The sequence below is a fragment of the Bradyrhizobium sp. SZCCHNGR1005 genome (genome assembly GCF_032489995.1).
Classification (GTDB): Bacteria; Pseudomonadota; Alphaproteobacteria; order Rhizobiales; family Xanthobacteraceae; genus Bradyrhizobium.
Genome location: NZ_JAUEZC010000001.1, coordinates 333,680 through 355,350 on the forward strand (window position 1 = coordinate 333,680; position 21,671 = coordinate 355,350).

The 21,671-nt window shown below is 63.3% G+C and carries 27 protein-coding genes and 1 tRNA gene; 13 read left to right on the top strand and 15 right to left on the bottom strand.

Annotated elements, in window-relative coordinates; all coding sequences use genetic code 11:
* Positions 1–261 precede the first annotated feature (261 nt).
* Together QXZ85_RS01540 and QXZ85_RS01545 are read right to left on the bottom strand one after the other, a co-directional pair.
* On the bottom strand, positions 262–1,512 hold the full coding sequence (locus tag QXZ85_RS01540; RefSeq protein ID WP_316173528.1) for an SIR2 family protein: 1,251 nt from the start codon (positions 1,510–1,512) through the stop codon (positions 262–264).
* A 342-nt stretch (positions 1,513–1,854) separates the two neighbouring features.
* Positions 1,855–1,929, bottom strand: a tRNA-Gln gene (locus tag QXZ85_RS01545).
* Positions 1,930–2,212: 283 nt separating this feature from the next.
* Here QXZ85_RS01545 and QXZ85_RS01550 point away from each other — a divergent pair.
* A complete protein-coding gene (locus QXZ85_RS01550) occupies positions 2,213–3,991 on the top strand; it encodes an acyl-CoA dehydrogenase (RefSeq protein ID WP_315765060.1) in 1,779 nt (592 codons plus the stop codon).
* 158 nt (positions 3,992–4,149) lie between these two features.
* Positions 4,150–4,380 carry a hypothetical protein gene (locus QXZ85_RS01555; protein ID WP_315732862.1) on the top strand — a complete coding sequence of 77 codons (231 nt, stop codon included), beginning with the start codon at positions 4,150–4,152 and terminating at the stop codon, positions 4,378–4,380.
* A gap of 382 nt (positions 4,381–4,762) precedes the next feature.
* On the opposite strand, the gene QXZ85_RS01560 is transcribed toward QXZ85_RS01555, so the two are convergent.
* Genes QXZ85_RS01560 through QXZ85_RS01575 form a run of 4 tightly spaced genes read right to left on the bottom strand, consistent with a single transcriptional unit; the run spans position 4,763 to position 6,190 of the window.
* Complete coding sequence (locus QXZ85_RS01560; protein ID WP_316173526.1) at positions 4,763–5,071, bottom strand: hypothetical protein; 309 nt, start codon at positions 5,069–5,071, stop codon at positions 4,763–4,765.
* A 39-nt stretch (positions 5,072–5,110) separates the two neighbouring features.
* Positions 5,111–5,305: a hypothetical protein gene (locus QXZ85_RS01565; protein WP_315765061.1), complete on the bottom strand. Its 195-nt coding sequence runs from the start codon at positions 5,303–5,305 to the stop codon at positions 5,111–5,113.
* Between the two features lie 49 nt (positions 5,306–5,354).
* Positions 5,355–5,588, bottom strand: a complete 234-nt coding sequence (locus QXZ85_RS01570; RefSeq protein WP_315769303.1) for a type II toxin-antitoxin system HicB family antitoxin — start codon at positions 5,586–5,588, stop codon at positions 5,355–5,357.
* The gene (locus QXZ85_RS01575; RefSeq protein WP_316173524.1) at positions 5,585–6,190 is read right to left on the bottom strand and encodes a hypothetical protein; all 606 of its coding nucleotides are present in this window, start codon (positions 6,188–6,190) and stop codon (positions 5,585–5,587) included. Before QXZ85_RS01575 ends, QXZ85_RS01570 begins: the two co-directional genes overlap by 4 nt.
* 362 nt (positions 6,191–6,552) lie before the next feature.
* Between QXZ85_RS01575 and QXZ85_RS01580 the strand changes: the two genes are divergently transcribed.
* Complete coding sequence (locus QXZ85_RS01580) at positions 6,553–6,798, top strand: hypothetical protein (protein ID WP_315741620.1); 246 nt, start codon at positions 6,553–6,555, stop codon at positions 6,796–6,798.
* Here the strand turns inward: QXZ85_RS01580 and QXZ85_RS01585 are convergent.
* The 4 genes from QXZ85_RS01585 to QXZ85_RS01600 all read right to left on the bottom strand — a co-directional run bounded on the left by QXZ85_RS01585 (position 6,795) and on the right by QXZ85_RS01600 (position 9,741).
* Complete coding sequence (locus tag QXZ85_RS01585) at positions 6,795–7,979, bottom strand: hypothetical protein (protein WP_315741621.1); 1,185 nt, start codon at positions 7,977–7,979, stop codon at positions 6,795–6,797. The genes QXZ85_RS01580 and QXZ85_RS01585 overlap by 4 nt on opposite strands.
* Before the next feature lie 212 nt (positions 7,980–8,191).
* Positions 8,192–8,902, bottom strand: coding sequence for a phytanoyl-CoA dioxygenase family protein (locus tag QXZ85_RS01590; RefSeq protein ID WP_315741622.1), 711 nt, complete (start codon positions 8,900–8,902; stop codon positions 8,192–8,194).
* A 107-nt stretch (positions 8,903–9,009) separates the two neighbouring features.
* Positions 9,010–9,228, bottom strand: a complete 219-nt coding sequence (locus QXZ85_RS01595; RefSeq protein WP_316173520.1) for a hypothetical protein — start codon at positions 9,226–9,228, stop codon at positions 9,010–9,012.
* A 108-nt stretch (positions 9,229–9,336) separates the two neighbouring features.
* Complete coding sequence (locus tag QXZ85_RS01600; RefSeq protein WP_316173518.1) at positions 9,337–9,741, bottom strand: nuclear transport factor 2 family protein; 405 nt, start codon at positions 9,739–9,741, stop codon at positions 9,337–9,339.
* A gap of 432 nt (positions 9,742–10,173) precedes the next feature.
* Here QXZ85_RS01600 and QXZ85_RS01605 point away from each other — a divergent pair, with 432 nt between their 5' ends.
* On the top strand, positions 10,174–10,854 hold the full coding sequence (locus tag QXZ85_RS01605; protein WP_316173516.1) for a spermidine synthase: 681 nt from the start codon (positions 10,174–10,176) through the stop codon (positions 10,852–10,854).
* Positions 10,855–10,943: 89 nt separating this feature from the next.
* On the opposite strand, the gene QXZ85_RS01610 is transcribed toward QXZ85_RS01605, so the two are convergent.
* A complete protein-coding gene (locus QXZ85_RS01610; RefSeq protein WP_316173514.1) occupies positions 10,944–11,705 on the bottom strand; it encodes a TetR/AcrR family transcriptional regulator in 762 nt (253 codons plus the stop codon).
* Between the two features lie 28 nt (positions 11,706–11,733).
* On the opposite strand from QXZ85_RS01610, the gene QXZ85_RS01615 reads away from it, so the two are divergent.
* A complete protein-coding gene (locus QXZ85_RS01615; protein ID WP_316173512.1) occupies positions 11,734–12,057 on the top strand; it encodes a DUF2147 domain-containing protein in 324 nt (107 codons plus the stop codon).
* A 4-nt stretch (positions 12,058–12,061) separates the two neighbouring features.
* Complete coding sequence (locus tag QXZ85_RS01620) at positions 12,062–12,499, top strand: hypothetical protein (RefSeq protein ID WP_316173510.1); 438 nt, start codon at positions 12,062–12,064, stop codon at positions 12,497–12,499.
* 201 nt (positions 12,500–12,700) lie between these two features.
* Here QXZ85_RS01620 and QXZ85_RS01625 read toward each other — a convergent pair whose 3' ends face one another.
* A complete protein-coding gene (locus tag QXZ85_RS01625) occupies positions 12,701–12,823 on the bottom strand; it encodes a hypothetical protein (RefSeq protein WP_315741628.1) in 123 nt (40 codons plus the stop codon).
* Positions 12,824–12,835: 12 nt separating this feature from the next.
* On the bottom strand, positions 12,836–12,979 hold the full coding sequence (locus QXZ85_RS01630; RefSeq protein ID WP_315741629.1) for a hypothetical protein: 144 nt from the start codon (positions 12,977–12,979) through the stop codon (positions 12,836–12,838).
* On the opposite strand from QXZ85_RS01630, the gene QXZ85_RS01635 reads away from it, so the two are divergent.
* Positions 12,954–13,175, top strand: a complete 222-nt coding sequence (locus tag QXZ85_RS01635) for a hypothetical protein (protein WP_316168301.1) — start codon at positions 12,954–12,956, stop codon at positions 13,173–13,175. The genes QXZ85_RS01630 and QXZ85_RS01635 overlap by 26 nt on opposite strands.
* Positions 13,176–13,373: 198 nt before the next feature.
* Here QXZ85_RS01635 and QXZ85_RS01640 read toward each other — a convergent pair whose 3' ends face one another.
* Positions 13,374–14,153 (bottom strand): thioredoxin family protein, encoded by a 780-nt coding sequence (locus QXZ85_RS01640; RefSeq protein ID WP_315706968.1) that lies wholly within the window; start codon positions 14,151–14,153, stop codon positions 13,374–13,376.
* 201 nt (positions 14,154–14,354) lie between these two features.
* Here QXZ85_RS01640 and QXZ85_RS01645 point away from each other — a divergent pair, with 201 nt between their 5' ends.
* Positions 14,355–14,834: a hypothetical protein gene (locus QXZ85_RS01645; RefSeq protein ID WP_315706967.1), complete on the top strand. Its 480-nt coding sequence runs from the start codon at positions 14,355–14,357 to the stop codon at positions 14,832–14,834.
* Positions 14,835–15,021: 187 nt separating this feature from the next.
* Positions 15,022–15,783: a crotonase/enoyl-CoA hydratase family protein gene (locus tag QXZ85_RS01650; RefSeq protein WP_315767443.1), complete on the top strand. Its 762-nt coding sequence runs from the start codon at positions 15,022–15,024 to the stop codon at positions 15,781–15,783.
* Positions 15,784–15,837: 54 nt separating this feature from the next.
* Here the strand turns inward: QXZ85_RS01650 and bla are convergent, their stop codons facing one another.
* Positions 15,838–16,722 carry a subclass B3 metallo-beta-lactamase gene (gene bla, locus QXZ85_RS01655; protein ID WP_315706965.1) on the bottom strand — a complete coding sequence of 295 codons (885 nt, stop codon included), beginning with the start codon at positions 16,720–16,722 and terminating at the stop codon, positions 15,838–15,840.
* A gap of 113 nt (positions 16,723–16,835) precedes the next feature.
* Here bla and QXZ85_RS01660 point away from each other — a divergent pair, with 113 nt between their 5' ends.
* The 4 genes from QXZ85_RS01660 (at position 16,836) to QXZ85_RS01675 (ending at position 21,527) form a co-directional block, all read left to right on the top strand.
* Positions 16,836–18,497, top strand: a complete 1,662-nt coding sequence (locus QXZ85_RS01660; protein WP_316173507.1) for a bifunctional metallophosphatase/5'-nucleotidase — start codon at positions 16,836–16,838, stop codon at positions 18,495–18,497.
* Between the two features lie 98 nt (positions 18,498–18,595).
* A complete protein-coding gene (locus tag QXZ85_RS01665) occupies positions 18,596–19,525 on the top strand; it encodes a histone deacetylase family protein (protein WP_315706963.1) in 930 nt (309 codons plus the stop codon).
* Positions 19,526–19,649: 124 nt separating this feature from the next.
* Positions 19,650–19,901: an exodeoxyribonuclease VII small subunit gene (locus tag QXZ85_RS01670; protein ID WP_315706962.1), complete on the top strand. Its 252-nt coding sequence runs from the start codon at positions 19,650–19,652 to the stop codon at positions 19,899–19,901.
* Between the two features lie 318 nt (positions 19,902–20,219).
* Positions 20,220–21,527: a hypothetical protein gene (locus QXZ85_RS01675; protein WP_315766827.1), complete on the top strand. Its 1,308-nt coding sequence runs from the start codon at positions 20,220–20,222 to the stop codon at positions 21,525–21,527.
* Positions 21,528–21,671: the final 144 nt, after the last annotated feature.

Consider the following 21,671-nt stretch of genomic DNA (forward strand, 5'->3'; position numbering starts at 1 on the left):
TTAGCAACATCTCGCTCCAGAGCAATAGCGTCTCCGGAAACCGCCGGCGGCACCGCATCTGCGCCGACCTGGGAACAGACAGCGTAAAGTTGGGTATATCCTACCGGTATCCGGAGAAATCCGCCTATCTGCCCAACTCGATAAGACTCTCCCTCGACGAGCACGAGGGTCGTTGGGAGGTCGCGTCGCAGCCTAACCCGCAAAATCCCGCCTGTGACCGAGGCAACCTGACCTACATAAGTTGGATCGGTACTGGCCACGCTAGTCGGCCCTCGTAAGCGAACTTAAGAAGCCTGCAAAGCGCGCAAAGTCGCCTAATAGAAACATGCCAGCACCATTTGGTTGCTCACCGTCTGGCACGGCATCCAGCTGAAACGCCTGAGCAATATGTGGCGCGCCGCGGACTTCTCCTAAACGCCACTCATTATGGCGGCCACCAATGTGGGCGGTACGCGGGCCAAGGGCCATCAGATTCAAATATCGGGCAGCGCGGTCGGCTAAGACAGTTCCGGCTTCGACCTCGGCCTCGGCATATTGCAGGGCAATCACGTGCGGTCGTCGCTTAGCTTCCAATGCATCAAAAATGATTGCGTTTATATGATCGTCGGAGAAACTATAGCCGCACACGAACAAGATCGCATCATCCCTTTCGAGAACTCGCGTGAGACGGTCCAAGAGCGCAGTATAGGGCTGCTTTCGCGACTCGTCGTATTTGTGGTGGGAAGGTAAGATCATTTCCCCTTCGCTATGCGGCGCGGTTCGAATAACCCGCTGCCGGCCGCCGATTATATCTAGCCTCCAATTTATTGATCCGTGAACCTTCCAAAGCCGCGTCCAGGCCGGACCAGGGGCGCTCTCGGGACGGGTCAAGCTCTCGTGAGAAAAAAACGGGTGATTGCAGCCCACGAACCCGTCGAAGGCAGCGACCCTTTCTGCCTCTAGTGCAGTTTCAATCAGTATGTCGTAATTGGTTGTGAAAATCTCGACCGGTTGAGAGCGCGGCATGCGAGCGATCCAGCGGACAAAGTCTTCGTGCGGCAGCTTCGTTGGGAAGCTTGTCGGATCAGGGTTGACCTGCGCAGCGATCGTCGCACGGATTGTTTTTTCCAGCAGTTTGAGGTCCTCAGCGGATAATCCGGAAAGCGTGTCGGCAGCTCCGATCGCGTGAAGCTTCCGGCGAACGCAGGATAAGATGTCTTCAATGTTTGTTGCGCGATGAGGAGGCTTGATTTCCTTTTCTATCGCATCATAAGCGGGACCGAACCGCTCCTTTTCTCCCTCCGGATCGAGCTTCCGGATTTCCTTGACGCAAATATCGGTCAATCCCGCAACGTTCGGGATAAGCGACCTCGTCTTTGGCGGCTCGTCTGGCGCAGCAGCCTCGGCTGTTATGATGGGAACTCGCACGGCGCAGGACGTTCCTGCTCCAAACAGGAATGCAATATTCGCTTCCGGCTGCGTCAAATGATTCCGAAGACTTTCGAGAACTTTGCGTGGATCGTGCGTCGCCAACCCGTGCCCCTCAATTCAGCATATAGCTTTAACGGCTACCCCGCATTGAAATGTAGCAAGCACTCGCGTTCGTTGCCAAGCTCCCGCTAGCCAAGAATGCCGCCTTTGGATCATTGGAGGCCTTCGGAGTGACCGGCCCGGTAGGTCGCCTTAAGCGGACGTCGTGGCGGATCAGCCCCGATGAAAATTGGCAAAGAGTTAGGCGGCAGACGGAGCGGCTCCGATATGCGAGCGCGTGCCTTGGCGAACGCACCAGAAACATCCATTCAGAATATGCGAGGGAATGCCGTTCAGAATGACAAAGTCGCGAACGAATAACCTGCTGATTTTTCAAGACTAAACTGGCTGGGGCGGGAGGGATCGAACCTCCGAATGGCGGAATCAAAATCCGCTGCCTTACCGCTTGGCTACGCCCCACCAGACAAACCGGGACAAAGGCGGCCTCGCCGCCTTGCCGATTCCGGCTTCCGCCCGGTGGTCTACAGAGCCGGGTCCGGGTTTTCAACCGGCTGCCGGCGGGAATTTTGGGGGCCTCCGCCCCGATCCGCGGCGGATGCGGATTCATCAAGCTTCTGAATGCCTTGCGCCGATCTCCCAAACCGCGATCCCAGCGCCTTCGCAAAGCGCGCGAAAAAGTTGAGGCTTGGGCGGTTTCATGGGAAGACGGCGCCAAATCCCAATCTCCATTCGAGGAAGCGTCATGACCTACCGCGCGCCGATCAACGACATCCTGCTCGCCCTCAACCACGGCGCCGGGCTCAAAGCTGCCGTCGAAGCCGGCCATTACGGCGATTTCGACCTCGACATCACCACCGCCGTGCTGGAGGAAGCCGGCAAGTTCGCCTCCGACGTGCTGGCGCCGCTGAACAAGATCGGCGACCGCAACGGCGTCAAGCTGGCCGATGGCAAGGTGACGACCGCGCCGGGCTGGCCGGACGCCTATCGGCGCTGGACCGAGGCCGGCTGGAACGCCGTCTCCGGCCCCGAAGCGTTCGGCGGCCAGGGCCTGCCGCTCGCCATCAACGCCGCCTGCACGGAAATCTGGAGCGCCTCCAACGTCGCCTTCGGCCTCTGCCCGCTGCTGACGCTCTCCGCGATCGAGGCGCTCGATGCCCATGGCAGCGACGAGCTGAAGCGCATCTATCTCGCCAAGCTGATCTCCGGCGAGTGGACCGGGACCATGCAGCTCACCGAGCCGCAGGCCGGCTCCGATGTCGGCGCGCTCCGAACCCGCGCCGAGCGCGCTGGTGACGGCACCTACCGGATCACCGGCAGCAAGATCTTCATCACCTATGGCGACCACGACATGACCGACAACATCGTGCATTTCGTGCTCGCACGGCTGCCCGATGCGCCGGCCGGCACCAAGGGCATTTCCTTGTTCTTGATCCCCAAATTCCTGGTCAATGCCGACGGCTCGCTGGGCGCCCGCAACGACATCTATCCCTCCGGCATCGAGCACAAGCTCGGCATGCATGCCTCCCCCACCTGCACCATGACCATGGGCGATCACGGCGGCGCCATCGGCTATCTGATCGGCGAAGAGAATGCCGGCATGCGCTGCATGTTCACGATGATGAACCAGGCCCGGCTCGGCGTCGGCCTCGAAGGCGTCGGCGTCGCCGATCGCGCCTATCAGCAGGCGCTCGCCTACGCACAGGAGCGCAAACAAGGCCGCGCGATCGGCAGCAAGGGCACCGGCTCCGACCCCATCATCGTGCACCCCGACGTCAAGCGCATGCTGCTGCAGATGCGCGCGCTGACCGCCGCCTCGCGCTCGATCTGCTACGCCACCGCTGTTGCCCTTGATGTCGCCGTGCGCGCCAAGGACCCGGCGGTGCGCACGGAGGCCGCCGCGCGCGGCGCGCTGCTGACGCCGATCGCGAAAGCCTTCTCCACCGACATCGGCAACGAGGTCGCCTATCTCGGCGTGCAGGTGCATGGCGGCATGGGCTTCATCGAGGAGACCGGCGCCGCGCAGCACTATCGCGACGCCCGTATCACCGCGATCTACGAGGGCACCAACGGCATCCAGTCGATCGACCTCGTCACCCGCAAGCTGGGCGCTAATGGCGGCGCCTCGGTGTTCAAGCTGATGGACGAGCTCACCGACGTCGTCCGCCGCGTCGAGGCCTCCAACGATCCGGCCTTCGGCACCACCGGCGCCAAGCTGCGCGACGCGCTCGCTTCGCTCGATCGCGCCAGCCGCTGGCTGCTGGAGAAGCTGGCCTCCAACCCGAACGACGCGCTCGCCGGCGCGACGCCTTATCTGCGGCTGTTCGGCTCGGCGCTCGGCGGCTGCATGCTGGCCAACGAGGCGCTGACCGCGCGCAGCGAGGGTGAAGCAGATGGCGCCCGTCACGTCGCCCTCGCCCGCTTCTTCGCCGAGACCTTCGCGGTGCAGGCGCCGTCCTTGGAAAAGACCGTCACCGACGCCGCCGACAGCGTGATGGCGGCGGATGCCGTGCTGGTGGGGTGAAGACGGACGCGCTCGCGCCGCTGACGCGCCCCCACTAAGGAACGTCATGGCCGGGCTTCGTCCCGGCCATCCACGTCTTTGGTCCTGTCCTGCCGGACACGACGTTGATGTCGGGGCTCCCGCCCTCCCCTGGAGGGGGGAGGGTGAGCAGCGTGCCCGTGGCATCTCTGATCCACAATCTCAAACAGCATCTGAAGATGAGCGCCCGCATCCTCGCGGCGCGTTCACGCGTCCGAGCTTTGCGTCTCGCATCGCCCTCATCATGTGGAGGGCGCAGGGAAGGCCGGGCGCTGGCCGCGCCCGTGGCCCGCCTGCAGCAAAAAAAGCAGGCGGCAGTCACCACAGGTCTGGCCGAAAACGCCCGGCCCTCCCTGCGCGAATGGTTTTAACGGCTTATACGTGATCTCCCCGGGGACCGGCTGTCTTGCCCCCGTCGTCCGCGCGCTCGTCGCGACCTACAGACTTGGCGCCAGCACCGGGACGCCAGGACCACACGATTTCGCCGTCCGCATCGGCGCGTTCGTCGGCGAAGTGATAACTCCGCTGCGCGCCAGCGCGTCCATCGCATTCCGTAGCCAACGTCCGTGACGATCGCGATACGCCCCTCCGGCGGAACGGAACGAGCACACGATAAAACTGATTTGGGGCAAACGCGAAACGATTTATGTTTTTCCGAAGGGCTTGACAGAGATCTTCGGGAGGCGGGGTGGTTTGCTCGACGGGCGGCGAAGGGGCATTTGCAGCATCATTCCGGCGTGGGCTGATCATCGGTCAGCACGGCCGATCCTTCAGGATCTGGCGGGCCGCCAGCGCGATGCGCTTCGCCAGATTCAAGGCGGTCTCCTCGTCCCTGACGTAGAAGATGTCGTCGCTCATCAGGCGGTCGTCGAGCCAGGCGCGAAACGCCTGCTCGCTGTCCGCGGTGAACGTGCCCTCGTCATAGATGAAGCCGCTCAAGGGACCTTCGATCACATAATCCGTGTCGGCCGGATTCGGAGATGGCTTGGCGCATTGCGCCCAGATGCGGCCATCCTCATCGACGAACGCCAGCACGCCATGTTCGCGCTCTTCGAGTTTCATCCGACCTCCGGGCGCGACAACGACCATGGAGCCGCGCAGCTAGCCCTGCCCCGGGCAGCTGATCTCCTTGTAGACGGCGTCGGCGAACGCCTTGATGCCGGTATTGATGCGCAAGGGAGAGGTCAGCGTGTGATAGGTGACGATGCCGCGCGTGATCGAAATCACCCTGTAGCTCTCCGCGATCTTCGTCTTGTAGCATTTGCCGACCTGGATGGCGTCCTCATTCAATGGCATGTTCGTCCCACAGCGTTCGAGCGGTCGCGTCCCGGACATCAATCAAGAATCACGCCAGCGGCGCCACGCGCCGGACCGCCGAGGGGGCCGGCGGATCACGATCGACGGCCTTGAACGCATCGAGGCAGGCTATCAACGCCTGCTGACCGTCCGCGACGGCCTCTTGCCGGTTCTCGCCGATGCCGATCACGCCCGGTATGTCGGGAAAGGTGACGAGAAAGCCGCCGCCATCCTCGGCCGCCAGCGTCGTCACATCGTAGACATAGGCACTCGGGTCGATCATCGCTCGGCCTCATCCATATGGTCGATCATCGCGACGAAAGCCCGGATATGCGGAGCCCTGAGCCGTCTCGTGAGCGGAACGGTGACGCAATCGGGGACCGAGGGATGCAGGAAGACCTCGTGCGTGCCGGTGGTCTTGCGAAACTTGATTGCGTGCTGGGACGCGATGATTTCGAGGTCCACCGGCCTCCAGTCGCCACCCGGATTGGCTCTCAGCGCCTCGAGGCGCTGATTGTGCATTTTGCGCTGTCCGGTTTCCGACATTTGGCCGGATGCCGACGCGCCAGGGATCCCAGGGATCTGAGGGGAAGCGGCCTCGCCAGGCGCCACGATCAGAACGAACGCGCCGATGAAGTCGCCGACGGTGTCGCGCCGATGCGCCAGCCGCCAGTTCTGCGAGAGGACCAAATGAGCGCCGTTCAGCTCATTATGAAGTGCAACGAGCTCATCCATCATGGTCAAGACCCTGACGACGCTCAAATTGTACGGCTCCTGGGTGAACTTCCGCGTCAGGTCGATGCGTTCTTTCCTGAGACCTGCATTGCTGGCGAGCCAATCGGTGATGGTGCCGACCCAGAACTCCCTGGTGTTTGGCTCAGACATGTTTGGCTCAGACATGTTCGGCCCGGACATGGCCGTGCTCCCATGGCGATGCTCCAGGCGCGCATCCTCAAACGGCCGCCAACGACGAAGGGAGCGATCCGCGACGCGCCGTCCTCGTCCGGGCATACAAGCCTCGTGCCACGGCGGCTCCCCGCGGGCGGACCTGTCGGATAGTCCATCCACAACCGGAGCGGAACCATCGTCCGCCCCCAGGATCAAGGCGTCCGTCGCGAAAGCCTCCTAGGTTAACGCGCGTCACTGTTTGTAAATAGGTATTAGTGGTAGGAATAACTGCTGTTTCGTCGCTTGCGCGAGTCTCTCAGAGGCAGACAAACCGCTGGGACTATTTCTGGAGTTGAGCTATGCGCGAATGGATGCCGAACGGTGTCGAACCACAACGTGGCGCGTATCGATTTAAGGTGCAGGACAAAGAAGGCGACGACTTCTGGATCGTCGCCGAACCTGCCGGCACCCCCCTTACGATTGTCAGCACCACGGGCGCAGATTTGCAAATCGGCATCGACCTAGCTGTCGGTATATCGCGGAGCGATGCCGAGGCTCTCGTAAAAGCCATGAACATCGCCATAGCTCGCATAGTACTGTTCTAGCCTGAGGAGGGCGAGCAACCTCGCTGCTCACTAAACTCAAAGCGGGGTATAACCTTCTCCTCAACGCCCAGGAACGGATTGTTCTCTTTCAATTTCGCATCCATCGCAGCGTCAAATTCCCAGGGCTGGGTTATGACGCACCAGTATATCAGGATATCCGTCTTATCCTTGGCCATCACAACGCCAACGCAGCAATTCAGCCTTTGATCGTACTTGTGCGCAGCGGTAAGATTGAGAAGACCCCGTTTCATCAATTCAACGAAGTTCTTCTCCTCCATCACCTTCGGATCGACTGCAGCAAACATAAAGCCGACTGACAAACTCGGCCAAGCAAAGCGCGTTGGCCTCCGGAATTCCTGCTTTCGTACCGCCTCAATACAGTACGAAAAGCGCGTCTTAGCTTCCTTCCAGCCCGAGCGTGGAAGCCTAGAAAACTGACGCAATATCTCGTAATAGTCGTATGGATTCGCTTGATGCTCAATATGACGGTGGATATCCGCCAAGAGCGGCCCAATGTCGAACTCGCTGTAGTTCTGCTTCAGGTTCGAGAGATATTTCAAGGAGTCGTCCGTGGGGAGAACTGCTGTATCTCCAGACAGGTACTGCCCCATTATCTGAGGCTCCGAAGCCTGCATACCTTCATTTCGTTCGAAAAGTATTTGCCTGTAAGCAAAATAGTCTCGGATATCCGCCGGTACCCGCAGCGCACGACAGATATCCAGGTAATCGCGAGCATGTAAAACATGGATGAATCCGCCCGTCCTGCTGACATGGTGCCTTGTTGTCTTCGCACGATCGGGAACGATACCACCGGGAAGAAAAGCAACAATCTTTGTTTTCGTACGAATTTCTTCTCCTCTGATTTCAAAACGATGTCCATGGCCGTTCGTCACAGTGATCGAAGGATGCGCTTCTAGATACTTCAGCGTGTCGCGAACCTGCTTCGTGGCCTTGCCCAGAACCTTATCTTCAAACCAGCGGGTTTCCGAGGCGTCGTCTTTAACGTCTGCCGCCGATCGTTCTTTCAGCTGAAGAATTGTAAGGTCGTCCGCCATCCAAACGATATTGTCGGCAAGCTCTAACTCGGATCCTCCGGCCGGAGTAAACGTATTCTCGGAGAATGTGAATTCCTTAAAAAAAACGGACGAGTTTAGATCGTCTACGAACTCTTCCAGATTCATGACGTCGCTCCCGCAAAAATTGAACTAGCTTCCACTAGCAGCGTAGCCCAACCCGCTGCTTTCGTCCCCGATCTAAGCCGAACAGCGGCCGAACTACAGGTTGCGTAATACGCTCCATTCATTCCCACTTGGCGCCGAGCAACCATATTATTTTCCTGCGATTGCGACGCTGCGCTCGGTTTGCCCGTGGAGCGAGTTTGCTGACTAACTAACTAATCCACCCTACGCACCTCACACCCCAGCCATTCCAACCCACCCGGCAGTTCATCCGCCGCAAAATCGACCTGCAGCACGCGGCGATGGCCGGGACGCGTTGCAGCCTCGGAGGCGTGGAGGATCGGCGTGGAATAGAGCCAGATGTCGCCGGGCTCGGCATCGCACACGGCCGTGCCGCAGCGCGCGACCACCGCCGGCACATCGGCTTCCGCGATGCGCCCGAGGCGATGCGAGCCGGGCGCGATCAGGAGCGGCGCATTGCCTTCCGGCACCGGATCGAGATGCACGCGGAGTGTCACCATGCGCGCGAGCACCTCATAGGGCGGCGCGACATGTTGCAGGCCGCCCTTGATGGTCCAGGGACCGAAGCCCGCGACCTCGGTGCGTTCTCGGATGACGATGGTGCGGTCCTGATGCCACGGCACCGCCCAGTTCGACTCCGAGGTCTTGTCGAAATAGACCGCGCGGACCGGCCGTGCGCCTTCACCGAGAACCACGGCAGCAGCGCTGCCGACCGGCCCGGACGCAGCCAGGAATGGCGCGAGCGCGGCAACGCCCTGCAGCCGCGTGCCCGCCTGCTCCGGCGCGTATCCGGCCAGCACCTCTTCAAGCTCGCGCAGCGTGGCCATATCGAGCGCCGCGGCCAAGCGGAGCGCGCCGTGACGTGCAAGGCTCTCCAAATCCTGTTGCAGCAGATTGATCGTCATGGCCACCAACATTAGCAGTTCAGCCGTAGGCGACCAGGCTTTCATTCTGCAATATGACAGCGAGCCGCTAGCTCCTTCGCCTCGCCCTTGCATGGCGCAGCTAACGATCACACCGCGCGCCAGAGGTCCGGCCGCTTCTTGTCGTTCAGATGCCGGACCCGGGCGACGTGGGGCGAGTGGCCGTTGGCCTTGGCCCATGCGATGGCCTCGTGCTGGGTGCTGTAGGTCGCGAGCACGTGGTCGGCGTGGTCTTCGACGACATAGTCAGCGATCGGACTTCCCTCGGACCGGCCTTTGGGACGGGCCTCGACGAACACGGTTGCCATGCGACAGCTCTCCGACTCGTTATCGGAGGTTGAGTATTTCATATTTGCGTCGTTTGGGCGAGCGCCCATCCACGATGCAATGGCCGAGGATCGCGACTACCCCGGCCGCTACGCCAGCATCTTCGCAGCGACGGCCGTGTCAGCAAATTCTATCAGCTCGATGATCTTTCCATCGCGCAGCCTGAACAGGTCCAGGATCTCGGTCTCCTGTTCGATATTCTTGGGAGCGCACCGCACGGTCACACGAGAATGCACGGCCACTCGGTCTCCCTCGACAAGTTCGGTCAAGACACGACGCTCCCTGAACTGGAACGTGTCGATGAGTTGAGCCATGCGCTCCTTCAGGTGCGGGACGCCGCACGCGCTTCCCGCGACGCCCTCGCATCCCTCGTCCCCGGCCAGAGTGAAAACCGCCTCCGAATGGAATTCAGCCATCAAGTCGTCCAACGCTCCCCGGTCGCGCGCGGCATATGCGCGCCTGACCTGCTCAAGGACGATCTCACGATTTCCCATTGACCCCTCCCAAGGTTCAGCACGACAACCTTATCGACCTAAGGATGTATTTGCAATCGAACTCCCGATGGACTCGCAGTTTAACTACGTAAGCCTATCGGACCTAACAGGATGCGATGCGACGAGACTGCTCCAGGACCCGCGAAGACAGCCGAACTAATCAGTACGTGTGCAAGGAGGCAAAGATGCCACACGAAAATACCAGCATCGTTGTTCATCCGGGCATCCCGTATCGCCGGCTTCAATCGTGAAGCCTGCAGCCCTCTCGAATGAACACCGCCCCTGCCCCGACCACGGACGTTTGGTCTTGGGCGCGCGCCGTGTGCTAAGCAGGCGGGCAACCGGCGAATCTCTCGCCGGGCAACAGCTGCGACCACGCAATCCGCGCAGCTCCCCGCAGAGCAGCGCCATCGAAACCGACGAGAGACGCCCGTGATTCCCTGGAAGCTGATCGACACCGCGGACGTGCCCGGCGGCGGTGAACAGCTGCGCCTGATGCAGCGCGGCAAGGAGTTCAGCATCAAGCTCGGCCAGAACGAATTGATGAGCAGCCGGCTGTTCGGGTCCGAGGAGGCGCTGGCGACGCTGAGCTGCTTCCGCATCAAGGAGCGGCCGGCGCCGCACCTCTTGATCGGCGGGCTGGGCATGGGCTTCACGCTGCGGGCGGCGCTGAGAGTGCTCGGGCCGCAGGCGCGCGTCACCGTCGCCGAACTGGTGCCGGCGGTGATCGCCTGGGCGCGCGGGCCGATGGCCGAGCTGTCCGGTGGCAGCCTGGACGATCCGCGCGTCACCATCCGCGAGGCCGACGTCCGTTCGATGATCGCCGCCGGGCGCGGCGCGTATGACGCGATCCTGCTCGACGTCGACAATGGTCCGGAAGGCCTGACCCGGACCTCCAACGACGCGCTCTACGACATGGCGGGCCTGCGGGCCGCATTCGGCGCCTTGCGCCCGGGCGGCGTGCTGGCGGTGTGGTCGTCGGACCCGAACGACAAGTTCACCGTGCGTTTGCGCAAGGCCGGCTTCGTCGCCGAGGAGGTCAAGATCCGCGCCACCGGCACCGGCGGCGGTGCGCGTCACGTGATCTGGATCGCAACCCGGCCGGCAAAATAGCGCGGCGGCGATGTTCCCGTTCAACGCGGCCGTCAGGTCCCAGTCCGCCACTGCCACGCAACTCATGTCCGCGATGCTCGGATCGTGCCCTATGTCCGGCCAAGCCCCTCGATCAGGACGTCGACGATCGCCGTCGCGCGCGATTTTCCTGAACGTTCGTCGCGAGCATCGACGATCGTGCCCTCCAGTCTGAGACTCACATAGCCATGAATGAGGGACCAGGCGGCAATTACCTGTGAATCGATGCTCGCCTTGGCCGTCGCGGCATCGGCACTCAGGATCGATTTGACGAGATCGTAGAGTACCGTGCCGGCAGCTTCCGCAGCCGATCTGTCGGATGCGAAATTGTCGCTGCGCCACAGCAGCCGGTAACGGTTCGGATGCTGGAGCGCATAGCCGACGATCACTTTGGCGACGGCATGCAGCCCCTCCCGCGACGAAGACGGCGCGCCGGCGAGCGCCTTTTTTACTTGCCTGACCAGCTCCTCGAAGATCCGGGCGGCTAGCGTCCCAAGTAATGCGTCCCGGTCCTTGAAATGGTTGGCCGGCGCCGAATGCGCGACACCGGCCTCCCGCGCCACCGCACGCACCGTGACCGCGTCGATGCCGCCCTCGTCCAACAGCTTCTGCGAGGCGTCCAGCAACACCTGCGCAAGGTTGCCGTGATGATAGGCCTTTTGAACCGTTTTGGCATTCCGCATATTGACAGCGTCCATATTCGAAGGGTATTCAATATGGACAATGTCTATATTGAGGTGAGTTGTGTCAACAGCAAACGCATTGTGCATCGCGGCCGCACTATCAATCGCGATCTCACAACCGGCGCCGGCAGGCGAACGCCTGACCGGCACCTGGTTGACCGAAGACGGATCTACTCATGTGACGTTCAAATCCTGCGGCGACATGGATTGCGGGCAGATCGTCTGGCTGCGAGAGCCCATCGATCCCGAGACAGGCAAGGCATGGCAGGACAAGCTGAACCCTGATGCCTCGCTGAGGCAGCAGCCGCTCGTCGGTCTCACGATGATTACGGGCCTGATGGAGAACAGCCCGAACACCTGGACCGGCACACTTTACAATCCGCTGGATGGCAAGAGCTACACGGGACACTTTCTGATGCTCAGTGCCGCCAAGCTCGAGCTGAAGGGCTGCACGTTGGCCGGCTTGATCTGCCAGACGGAAACCTGGGTCCGGGTGAAGTGACGCGATGAGCCGTCTTCTGAAAGCCTCCCTCTGCTTCACAGCCGCCGGCATCTGCGCCTACTGGGGAGCGGTTTTCTCCGGTGCCGTTCCTGTCATCGAGCTCGTGCCGGGCTACCGCAGTTGGTTCATGTCGTTTCCGATTCCGGACTTCTGGATAGCAATCACCTCCCTCCTCGCCGTGGTGCTGGCAAGGTTCGATAAGCGCCTGAGCGCGATCGCGATGGCGGCTGCCGGTTCCGGCTTGGTTTTCCTCGGACTCTATGCGTTCGCCTACGGCTTCAACTCGGGCCTCGTCTACGAGCTTACCGTCGACGAGCTCATCGAGATCGCGATCAAGATCTACTGTCTCACGATGGGCGCGTGGCTGCTCGTGTCCGCCTATCGGCAGATACCCGGCCCGCGGAAGGCTGCACCCTACCCGCCTCTCACCGCGGCTCGGTGAAACTTCGGTGGCGGGTCACGGGCTCGCTGTCGGCGCGACGACGGCGTCGGAGGCCGACCTCGCCGTCTTGCGCGCCGAAATGACGGAGGACGGCACAGCCAATCTTGCGGCCTTAAGGCTTCGTTAAGGACGCTCCCAGCGACACGATCAGACACAACTCGTGACGCCAGCTCTGAGGAACATCCGCGTTGAAGGAGCGGGTCAATCGCCATCCGGCATGACCCACACCGATCCTTCTTCACGCGAGAGTCCCATGTCGATCAGCTCCGTCAATTCACTCACCGCGGCCGCCACGACCCAGGCCGCCACCTCCACGCAATCCACGTCCGCGACGTCTCAGACTTCCGCGACATCGCAGGCCGCATCGTCCTCCGACGCCGACGCGACCAGCAGCGCGTCCAGCAGTTCCTCCAGCAGCTCCTCGGGCAGCGGCGGCTCGTCGTCGAGCAAAACGGTGGTCAGCGAGGTCTCGATCACCATCGACGGCGTCACCACCACGACCATCACCTATTCCGACGGTTCGTCCGAAGTGACCAAGAGCGCGGCCGCCAGCTCTGGCGGCAACAGCAGCAAGGGCGCCCAGACCTACAATGCGCAAGGAACCACCAACGGCGGCACGGCCAGCGGCGCCAGCAGCGGCGCAAGCGCGACGTCGAGCCAGAGCGTCACCGCCTGAGTGGCCTTCCGGTAGCGGCCAACGGCGCCGTAGTCGAAGTCCCGGGTCGGCGCTTCGACGACGCCGAGGCGTTTGCCCGGGCCGACAGCGGAGGAGTGGCGTGCCTGTGCGCGGCCCGCCGCCACTCCTCATCGTCGCGCTCCTCACCGGTCGTCGCCGCGATCGCTGCAGAAAGCTGCGAACGCGGAGCTGAGAGCATCAGCCCCGCTTGCGGAACGCCGCTTCGCCGGCGTCGGACACCTCGACCCACCGCTTGTCCGGTGCGGCGCCTTCGACATAGCTGTCGTGCCAATTCCACCATTTGTAGGTCGGCGTCTGCGGATAGCCTTCCGGCGAATCCTCCCAGACCTCCTGGCGGCCGAGCGGCGTGATGTCGAGATAGTTCCAGGTGCCGCCCATCTGCTCGTCGCCGCGATTGTTGATGAAATAGGTGCGGAAGACGCGGTCACCGTCGCGGAAGAACACGTTGGTGCCGTGCCACTGGTCGACGCCGAAATCGACATCGAAGCTGTCGGTGATGGTGACCCACGGCATGGTCCAGCCCATCTTCGCCTTCAGCCTGGCAATGTCGGCCTGTGGCGCCCGCGAGGCGAAGACGAGCGTGGTGTCGCGGGCATTCAGATGAGCGAGATGGGCGACCTGGTCGGCCACCATGGAGCAGCCGCGGCAGGCATGGTCGGGCCAGCCGAACACGCCCGGCTCGAAGAAGGCGCGGTAGACGATGAGCTGATGCCGGCCGGCGAACAACTCGCGCAGGCTGACCCTGCCCGCCGGCCCCTCGAACACATAATCCTTCTCCACCGCCATCCACGGCATGCGCCGCCGCTCGGCGGCCAGCGCGTCACGCGCCCGCGTCTGGGCCTTCTCCTTCGCGAGCAGCTCAAGGCGCGCCGCCTCCCAGGCTTGCGCCGATACGATCGCCGGCCGCTTCATCGTGGGCTCTGCGCCTATCCGTCCGGTCTCGGCTGTTGCAGTCATGGCTCGATCCTCCTGGTGTAAGCGCGGTGCCGCTGACGCGGCTGACATGCAATTCATTTGCGTCTTCGCGCGGTTCGTCGTGAGATGGTTCTGACACCGGACGATCGAACGGCGGGAGTAACAAGTGTGGCGCCATTTCTTGCCGACATCGCTGCCCGGCGGCTGTGATGCGCCGCGCACGGCACCGCGAAGGCTTCGCCATTGCCGGAACTGGCGGTGGTCTCGCGCGTTGATCAGCTTGCCCTTTTTGAAAGCCCCGCCTCGATGACCCGCCCGCCCGCGGCCTCCGCGTTCCGAACCGTCCTGCATCGCGCGTCGCTGGCCGGCCTTGCGGCGTCATTCCTGCTCTGCGGCCCCGCGCACGCCCAGGACTCCGGGACCAGCGGGATTCCGCTCGGACCGGCCAACATCAACGGGCTCAACGGCTCGGTGCGTGATCCCTCGGGCATCGGCAATGCGGCGCGGATTCCGCCGCTCCCGCAGCCCAACCTGGCGCCGGTCCCGGTGCCGAGCGTGGCGCCTTTGAACTCGACGCAGCCGGTCTATTCGCCGCGCCTTGGCTATGCTCGCCAATGGCGGCATCTGTCGAAACGGCAGCGCGCGAAGCTGGAGCGCCAGACCGTCAAGGAGAACGACCGGTTGCTGAGATACGGCGTGCCCAGCATCTGCCGGGGATGTTGAGCGACCCTGCGCTGCAGCTGCAAGCGGCTCTTAACCACGCACAGCCATTTGCCGCTCCGATTGAAGTCCCGCCCCGCGGCAAAGGCCCGCACGCCGCTTGGCCTGTCGCACGAATGATGTAGGCTGGAGATCGGAAAGACTCAGGCGCAGGCGGCGGCGCACGCCGCCGGCGCAAGGCAGGACTGGCATGACCGACCATCTGATCGTCACCGACGAGGGCGAGGCGCGGGTGATCAAGCTCCGCCGCCCGGAGAAGAAGAACGCGATCACGCAAGCCATGTATCGCGGCATGACGGATGCGATCGACACCGCGCAGAACAATCCGAACATCCGCTGCCTGATGATCACCGGCGGCTCCGGCGTCTTCACCTCCGGCAACGATCTGGAGGAATTCCTGCATGCCGGCACCGTCAATAGCGAGGCGGTGCGCACTTCCAACATGGTGAAGTTCCTGTATTCGCTGGCGCATAACGTGAAGCCGATCATCGCCGCCGTCGACGGGGTCGCGATCGGCATCGGCACGACGATGCTGTTTCACTGCGACTATGTGCTGGCCTCGACGGCGGCGACCTTCTCGACGCCGTTCCTGCGGCTCGGTCTCGTGCCGGAAGGCGCCTCCAGCCTGTTGATGCCGCAGACCATGGGCTATCAGCGCGCTTTCGCCATGCTGGTGATGGGACGAAACATGACGGCGGCGGAAGCCCACATTGCCGGCTTCGTCAATACGGTGGTGGCGCCGGGTCACACCGAGGTCGAGGCGCACAAGGTCGCGCGCGAGATCTGCCGGCTGCCGGCGGAAGCGGTGGCGATCTCGCGCAAGCTCATCCGCACCCCGCCGGACGAGCTGACCCGCCGCATCGACCAGGAGGCGCATATTTTCGGCGAGCGGATGAGCTCGCAGGAAGCCGTGGCCGCCTTCAAGGCGTTCCTGGAGCGGAAGAAGCTTTGAGGCCGGGCCGCCCGGAGCCTGACGCCAAGAACGCCATCAGCATCGACGACCGACCTACTTCGCCGCCCCCGCCGCGGCCGTCTGCTTGGCGAGGCCGTCGGCGAACTGCGTCTCCAGCTTGTCGAGATAGGCGTTGAACTCGCCCGGCTTGACGAACGGGTTCGGCGCGCCCGCGGCGATCTTCGCGCGCTTGCCGGCCATGTCGTACATCTCGGGATGCGGCGCCAGCAGGATATCGGGATGCACGGTCTTCGACCACGCAAAGGTCTTCTTGTAGTCGTCGATGATGCCGGGATAGGTCGGTCGTCCGACCAGGCGGTTCAGCGCCACCGTCGCGCTGCAGAAGAAGATCACGCTGCGTGTCGCCTCGCCGTCCTTCACGGTCGTGGTCCAGCTGGTGCAGCCGGGCGAGTGTCCGGGAGTTTCGTGCGCCGTCAGCGTGACGCCGCCGAGCTGTATGGTATCGCCCTCGTGCACGGCGCGATCGACCTTCACCGGCGGAAACATCAGATGCTTCTCTTCCTCGCGGCCGGGATAATAGCCGCCTTCGAGCAGCGGCTGGTCCTTTGCGCCGGCCACCATCTGCGCGCCGGATTCCTGCTTGATCTGCGCAAGGCCGCCGGTGTGATCGATATGAGCGTGGGTGTTGATGATGTATTTGATATCGGCGACCTTGAAGCCGAGCTTGGCGATGCTGCCCTCGATCTGCCCGGTGGCCTCCGGCATCGCGGTGTCGATCAGGATGTGCCCCTGCGGCGTGGTCACGAGATAGGAGGCCAGCCCGTCGGTGCCGACGTAATAGATGTTATCGATGACCTTGAACGGCTCGGTCGGAGTGTTCCAGTGCTTGATCATGTCGCGCATGAAGTCCGGCAGCGACTGCGCTGCGGCCTGGGTGGCAAGCAGCATGCCCGCGACCACGACCATCAACCTTTTCATCGAAACCTCCCGATTTCTTGCTTTGATTGACTCTCGTTATGTCATCACGGCGAACGCCACGCAATCGCAGCCGCCTTCGTGACAGTGTCGCCTCCCCGCTTTATGAGTCCGCCATGACATTTCGCTGCTGCGCGATCCTCGCCTGTCTCCTGATCAGCTTCGCACCCGCCCGCGCCGAGCGCGGTCTGCCGGTCGACCTGCGCATTCTTGCGATCAACGATTTTCACGGCAATCTGAAGCCGCCCGCATCGGGCATCCGGATCAGCGATCCCACCGACCCGACCAAGACCACGCTCGTCCCCGCCGGCGGGGCCGAGCAGATGGCGAGCCTGGTGAAGCAGCTGCGCGGCAACCACGCCAACAGCATCTTCGTCGCCGCGGGCGATCTGATCGGCGCGAGCCCGTTCCTGTCGGCCATGTTTCACGACGAGCCGACGATCGAATCGCTGTCGCTGATGGGGCTCGCGATCGCCTCGGTCGGTAACCACGAATTCGACGAGGGCAAGGACGAGTTGCTCAGGATGCAGAACGGCGGCTGTCATCCGAAAGACGGCTGCCAGGGCCCGCATCCGTTCCGCGGCGCGGACTTCCATTATCTCGCCGCTTCGACGGTCGTGACGGAGACCGGCAAGACCGTATTTCCGCCCTACGAGATCAGGACGTTCGAGGGCATTCCGGTCGCCTTCATCGGCCTGACCTTGAAGGGGACGTCCGAGATCATCTCGCCGGCCGCGGCGGCCGGATTGGATTTTCGCGACGAGGCGGAGACCGTGAATGCGCTGGTTCCTGAATTGAAGGCCAAGGGCGTGGAAGCGATCGTGGTGCTGATCCACGAGGGCGGCTGGCCCAGCGGCGGCTATAATGAATGCCCGGGCATCTCGGGCCCGATCGTCGCGATCGTCAAGAAGCTCGACCGGGCGGTCGACCTCGTCATCTCCGGCCATACCCACCAGGCCTATGTCTGCGAGATCGACGGCCGGCTGGTGACCTCGGGCGACAAGTTCGGCACGCTGGTGACCGCGATCGACGTCAAGCTCGACCCGGCGACGCGCGACGTGATCAGCGCCAAGGCCGACAATGTGATCGTGCGGAACACCCTGCCCAAGGATGCCGACCAGACCGCGCTGATCGAGACTTACGACAAGGTCGCGAGCCCGATCGCCAACCGGCCCGCAGGCATCATCACCGAGAGCTTGTCGCGGCTGCCGAATGCATCGGGCGAAAGCGTGCTCGGCGACGTCGTGGCCGACGCGCAGCTCGCTGCCACGGCGGCGGCCGACAAGGGCGGCGCCGTGCTCGCGATGACCAATCCCGGCGGCATCCGCACCGACCTTGTCAGACGCGCGGACGGTGGCCCGGCGACCTATGCCGAGGTGTTCGCCAGCCAGCCCTTCCGCAACCAGCTGGTGACGGTGACGCTGACGGGCGCCGACATCAAGGCGGCCTTGGAGCAGCAATGGCACGATCCGAAGCGGCCGCGCATCCTGCAGGTGTCGAGGGGATTTTCCTACGCCTTCGATCCGGCCAAGCCCGATGGCGAACGGATCGATGCGGCCTCGATGAGGCTGGGCGGCACGCCGATCGATCCCGCGGCATCGTATCGCGTGACCATCAACACCTATCTCGCGCTCGGCGGCGACAATTTTACCGCGTTCAAACGCGGGCGCGAGGCGCTGACCGGCCGGTATGACGACGAGGCGCTGTTCGCCTATCTGAAGGACAACAGCCCGCTGGCGCCGCCCGCGCGGGACCGGATCAGCAACCGGGCGCCATGAGGGAAACCCGTCCCTCAGCGCTCCCGGCTCTTCCCGAGCCTGCCGCCAGCGCCTAGATTAGGGGTTTCAACCGCAACGCGCGAGGGCCTGGGTCCCGTATGTCCACGCTGTATCTCTCCCATCCCGCCTGCCTCGATCACGCCACGCCATCGGGACATCCGGAGCGCGCCGACCGGCTGCGCGCCGTCGAGGAGGCGCTGACCGAGGAGCGCTTCGCGCTGCTCGACCGCGACGAAGCGCCGGAGGGCGATCTCGACCTGGTGCTGCTGTGCCACCAGGAGCACTATGTCACCGAGCTGAGGCACGTCGCGCCGACCTCGGGTGTGATCTATCTCGACGGCGACACGTCGATGTCACCCGGCACCTGGGAAGCGGTGATGCGCGGGGTCGGCGGCGCGGTCGCCGCGACCAGCGCCGTGATGTCCGGCAGCCACCGCAACGCGTTTGTCGCGGTGCGTCCGCCCGGCCACCACGCCGAGATCGGCAAGCCGATGGGCTTCTGTTTCTTCGACAATGTCGCGATTGCCGCGCGCTATGCGCAGCGCCAGTTCGGCATCGAGCGCGCGGCCATCGTCGATTTCGACGTCCACCACGGCAACGGCACCCAGGACATCTTCTGGGCCGACAAGAGCGTGATGTACTGCTCGACGCATCAGATGCCGCTGTTTCCCGGCACCGGGGCGCGCAGCGAGCGCGGCGACCACGATACCATCGTGAATGCGCCGCTGGCCTCGGAGGACGGCAGCCTCGAATTCCGCTCGGCCTTCGAGAACCTGATCCTGCCGCAGCTCACCAAGTTCAGCCCCGAACTAATCCTCATCTCCGCAGGTTTCGACGCGCATTACCGCGATCCGCTGGCCTCGCTCAATCTGCGCGCCGAGGATTTCGGCTGGGTCACCCGCAAGCTGATGGACCTTGCCGACAAGACCGCAGGCGGCCGCGTGGTCTCGGTGCTGGAGGGCGGCTACGATCTGCAGGGCCTGAAGGAATCGGTCGCCGCCCATGTCGCGGCGCTGACCGGGGCATGATCCCCAGCTTCCTTCGATCCGCAGGTTCCACGGCCCGCCGGGGGCCTGACATGACCGGCGGCGGGGTGTAAAAGCCGGCCCCGGTCGAATCCCGGCCGCGGAGCGCTAATCGCAGGAACCCGGTATGGCAGACAACACCCTCCCCGACGTCAAGACACTGTCGTTCGAGCGTGCGATCGAAGAGTTGGAATCGATCGTCAAGCGACTCGAGGAGGGCAAGGTGCCGCTGGAGGAGTCGGTGGCCATCTATGAACGGGGTGAGGCCTTGAAGCGGCGCTGCGAGGAGCTGCTGCGGCAGGCCGAAGCGCGGGTCGAGAAGATCACCACCGACGCCAACGGCCAACCGGTCGGCGTCGAGCCGCTCGACGTTCAGTGAGTTCCAGCCCCTCTCGTTAGGGCGAGATGGGCACTCCGGGCCGGCCGCATCGGCCGTGCCGCATTTCAACTGCGAATGATTGACCACTTCGGGCTGCGCGCATTCACCGCGGGACAGCCGCCTCTCGATCGTGCATAGCAGCCCAAAACTTTCGCAAATCTGTCCTGGAGGGCGGACCGGGCTGCTATAGTCCACGGCGAGGAGGAGACCGCCAGGCCGTTTGCCCGGGGCAGCCGCGCGAAGTTGGAACGCCGGCCAATACCAGCGACGCTTTCGACCCCGTCCTCATCCAGTTCATTCAAGGGATTGCCAACCCGCGTGCGCGTGCAGAACCGCCATATCATCTATGTGCAGGGCTACGACCCGCGCGGGCTTGCGCAATATTACCGCATGTTCCGGACCGAGCTGCGCAAGTTCGGCCGCCTCTACGGGGTCAACGCGACGATCAGCCGGCCGCATTCCAGCTCCGATGGCGACATTGCCTCCTGGTCGATCGAGACCAAGGGCGAGACCTGGCAGACCCGCACCGCCTATGACTTCCTGCGCTTCGAGGATTTCATTCAGAACGACCTCACCGCGCCGATTTGGCGCATCGTGCTGGAGGCGGTGTGGATCTATTGGCGGCTGATGTTCCGCGGCACCATCGCCCGGTTCTGGCGGGCGAACTGGCGGTTTGCGACCTTCATCACCTGGCCGCACATCATCCTGCTGCTGGAAGCGCTGGGCGCGGCGGCGGTCGGCTTCGTCTTCGGCAAGGGGTTGGGCGCGCTCGGCGTGCCCTCTCCCCTCAGTTTCACCGCAGGCGCAGCCGTTTTCTTCGCCCTGCTGTGGGGCGCGCTGCGCTACTTCGAAAACCAGACCTACGTGCTCTACCTGCTCTGCGACACGATCTGGACTTGGCAATACGCCCATCGCGGCCGTCCCGAATGGGATCGGCGCATCGACCGTTTCGCGCAATACCTGACCGAGGTGGCGCGTAACAGCGATGCCGACGAGATCGTCATCGTCGGCCACAGCTCCGGCTCGTTCCTGGCCGCCGAGATCCTGGCCCGCGCATTGAAGCTCGATCCCGCCCTCGGCCGCGGCAGAGCCCGGCTGATGCTGCTGACGCTCGGCGGTAATTTCCCGATCGTCGGCTTCCATAAGGCCGCCGCCGACTTCCGCGCCCATCTTGCCGAACTTGCGGTCACGCCGCAGGTCGACTGGATCGACTGCCAGGCGCGCAAGGACGTGATGAACTTCTTCCTGTTCGATCCGATCGCCGCCCACGGCATCAAGCTGAGCGCCGAACGACGCAATCCGACCATCGTGTCGGTGCGCTTCCGGGAGATCATCAAGCCGGACCACTACAAGCTGTTCCGCTGGCAGTTCTTCCGGGTGCACTTCCAGTTCGTGATGGCCAACGAACGGCCCCACGCCTACGATTTCTTCATGATCGTCTGCGGCCCGGTCCCGCTCCGCGAGCGCATGGCTCATCCTGAGGCAGCCCTTGCGGTCGTCACGACAAACGACGCCAAGACCCGCGACAGCAGCTGGGTGGTGTTGGACCCGCCCGGCGCGTCCGAACCGCCTGCTGCCGCCGATTTGGGCAGCTACGTGGAACCCACCGCACGCCGCCGGGGTTAGGTGTTGCCGGAAGGACCCGATGAGGGGCTTGCCATATTCCGCTGGCTTGGCTTTAAGACGCACTTTGGTGTAAAGGGGTTCGGAACTGTGGGCTTTTGGAGGCCCCGTCCACGCTGGGATGGCGGAAGTAACTGCCTGAAAAAC

What these genes read in the sequence shown, in the direction of transcription:
- QXZ85_RS01565 (WP_315765061.1), bottom strand. Translation starts at nt 5,305, where the DNA reads ATGCCATTGAATGAGGACGCCATCCAGGTCGGCAAATGCTACAAGACG.
- QXZ85_RS01670 (WP_315706962.1), top strand. Translation starts at nt 19,650, where the DNA reads ATGGCAGACAACACCCTCCCCGACGTCAAGACACTGTCGTTCGAGCGT.
- QXZ85_RS01640 (WP_315706968.1), bottom strand. Translation starts at nt 14,153, where the DNA reads ATGACTGCAACAGCCGAGACCGGACGGATAGGCGCAGAGCCCACGATG.
- QXZ85_RS01575 (WP_316173524.1), bottom strand. Translation starts at nt 6,190, where the DNA reads ATGTCTGAGCCAAACACCAGGGAGTTCTGGGTCGGCACCATCACCGAT.
- QXZ85_RS01630 (WP_315741629.1), bottom strand. Translation starts at nt 12,979, where the DNA reads ATGGTGATCGAGACCTCGCTGACCACCGTTTTGCTCGACGACGAGCCG.
- QXZ85_RS01570 (WP_315769303.1), bottom strand. Translation starts at nt 5,588, where the DNA reads ATGATCGACCCGAGTGCCTATGTCTACGATGTGACGACGCTGGCGGCC.
- QXZ85_RS01585 (WP_315741621.1), bottom strand. Translation starts at nt 7,979, where the DNA reads ATGAATCTGGAAGAGTTCGTAGACGATCTAAACTCGTCCGTTTTTTTT.
- QXZ85_RS01550 (WP_315765060.1), top strand. Translation starts at nt 2,213, where the DNA reads ATGACCTACCGCGCGCCGATCAACGACATCCTGCTCGCCCTCAACCAC.
- QXZ85_RS01560 (WP_316173526.1), bottom strand. Translation starts at nt 5,071, where the DNA reads ATGAAACTCGAAGAGCGCGAACATGGCGTGCTGGCGTTCGTCGATGAG.
- QXZ85_RS01580 (WP_315741620.1), top strand. Translation starts at nt 6,553, where the DNA reads ATGCGCGAATGGATGCCGAACGGTGTCGAACCACAACGTGGCGCGTAT.
- QXZ85_RS01660 (WP_316173507.1), top strand. Translation starts at nt 16,836, where the DNA reads ATGACATTTCGCTGCTGCGCGATCCTCGCCTGTCTCCTGATCAGCTTC.
- QXZ85_RS01600 (WP_316173518.1), bottom strand. Translation starts at nt 9,741, where the DNA reads ATGGGAAATCGTGAGATCGTCCTTGAGCAGGTCAGGCGCGCATATGCC.
- QXZ85_RS01650 (WP_315767443.1), top strand. Translation starts at nt 15,022, where the DNA reads ATGACCGACCATCTGATCGTCACCGACGAGGGCGAGGCGCGGGTGATC.
- QXZ85_RS01590 (WP_315741622.1), bottom strand. Translation starts at nt 8,902, where the DNA reads ATGACGATCAATCTGCTGCAACAGGATTTGGAGAGCCTTGCACGTCAC.
- bla (WP_315706965.1), bottom strand. Translation starts at nt 16,722, where the DNA reads ATGAAAAGGTTGATGGTCGTGGTCGCGGGCATGCTGCTTGCCACCCAG.
- QXZ85_RS01595 (WP_316173520.1), bottom strand. Translation starts at nt 9,228, where the DNA reads ATGGCAACCGTGTTCGTCGAGGCCCGTCCCAAAGGCCGGTCCGAGGGA.
- QXZ85_RS01665 (WP_315706963.1), top strand. Translation starts at nt 18,596, where the DNA reads ATGTCCACGCTGTATCTCTCCCATCCCGCCTGCCTCGATCACGCCACG.
- QXZ85_RS01620 (WP_316173510.1), top strand. Translation starts at nt 12,062, where the DNA reads ATGAGCCGTCTTCTGAAAGCCTCCCTCTGCTTCACAGCCGCCGGCATC.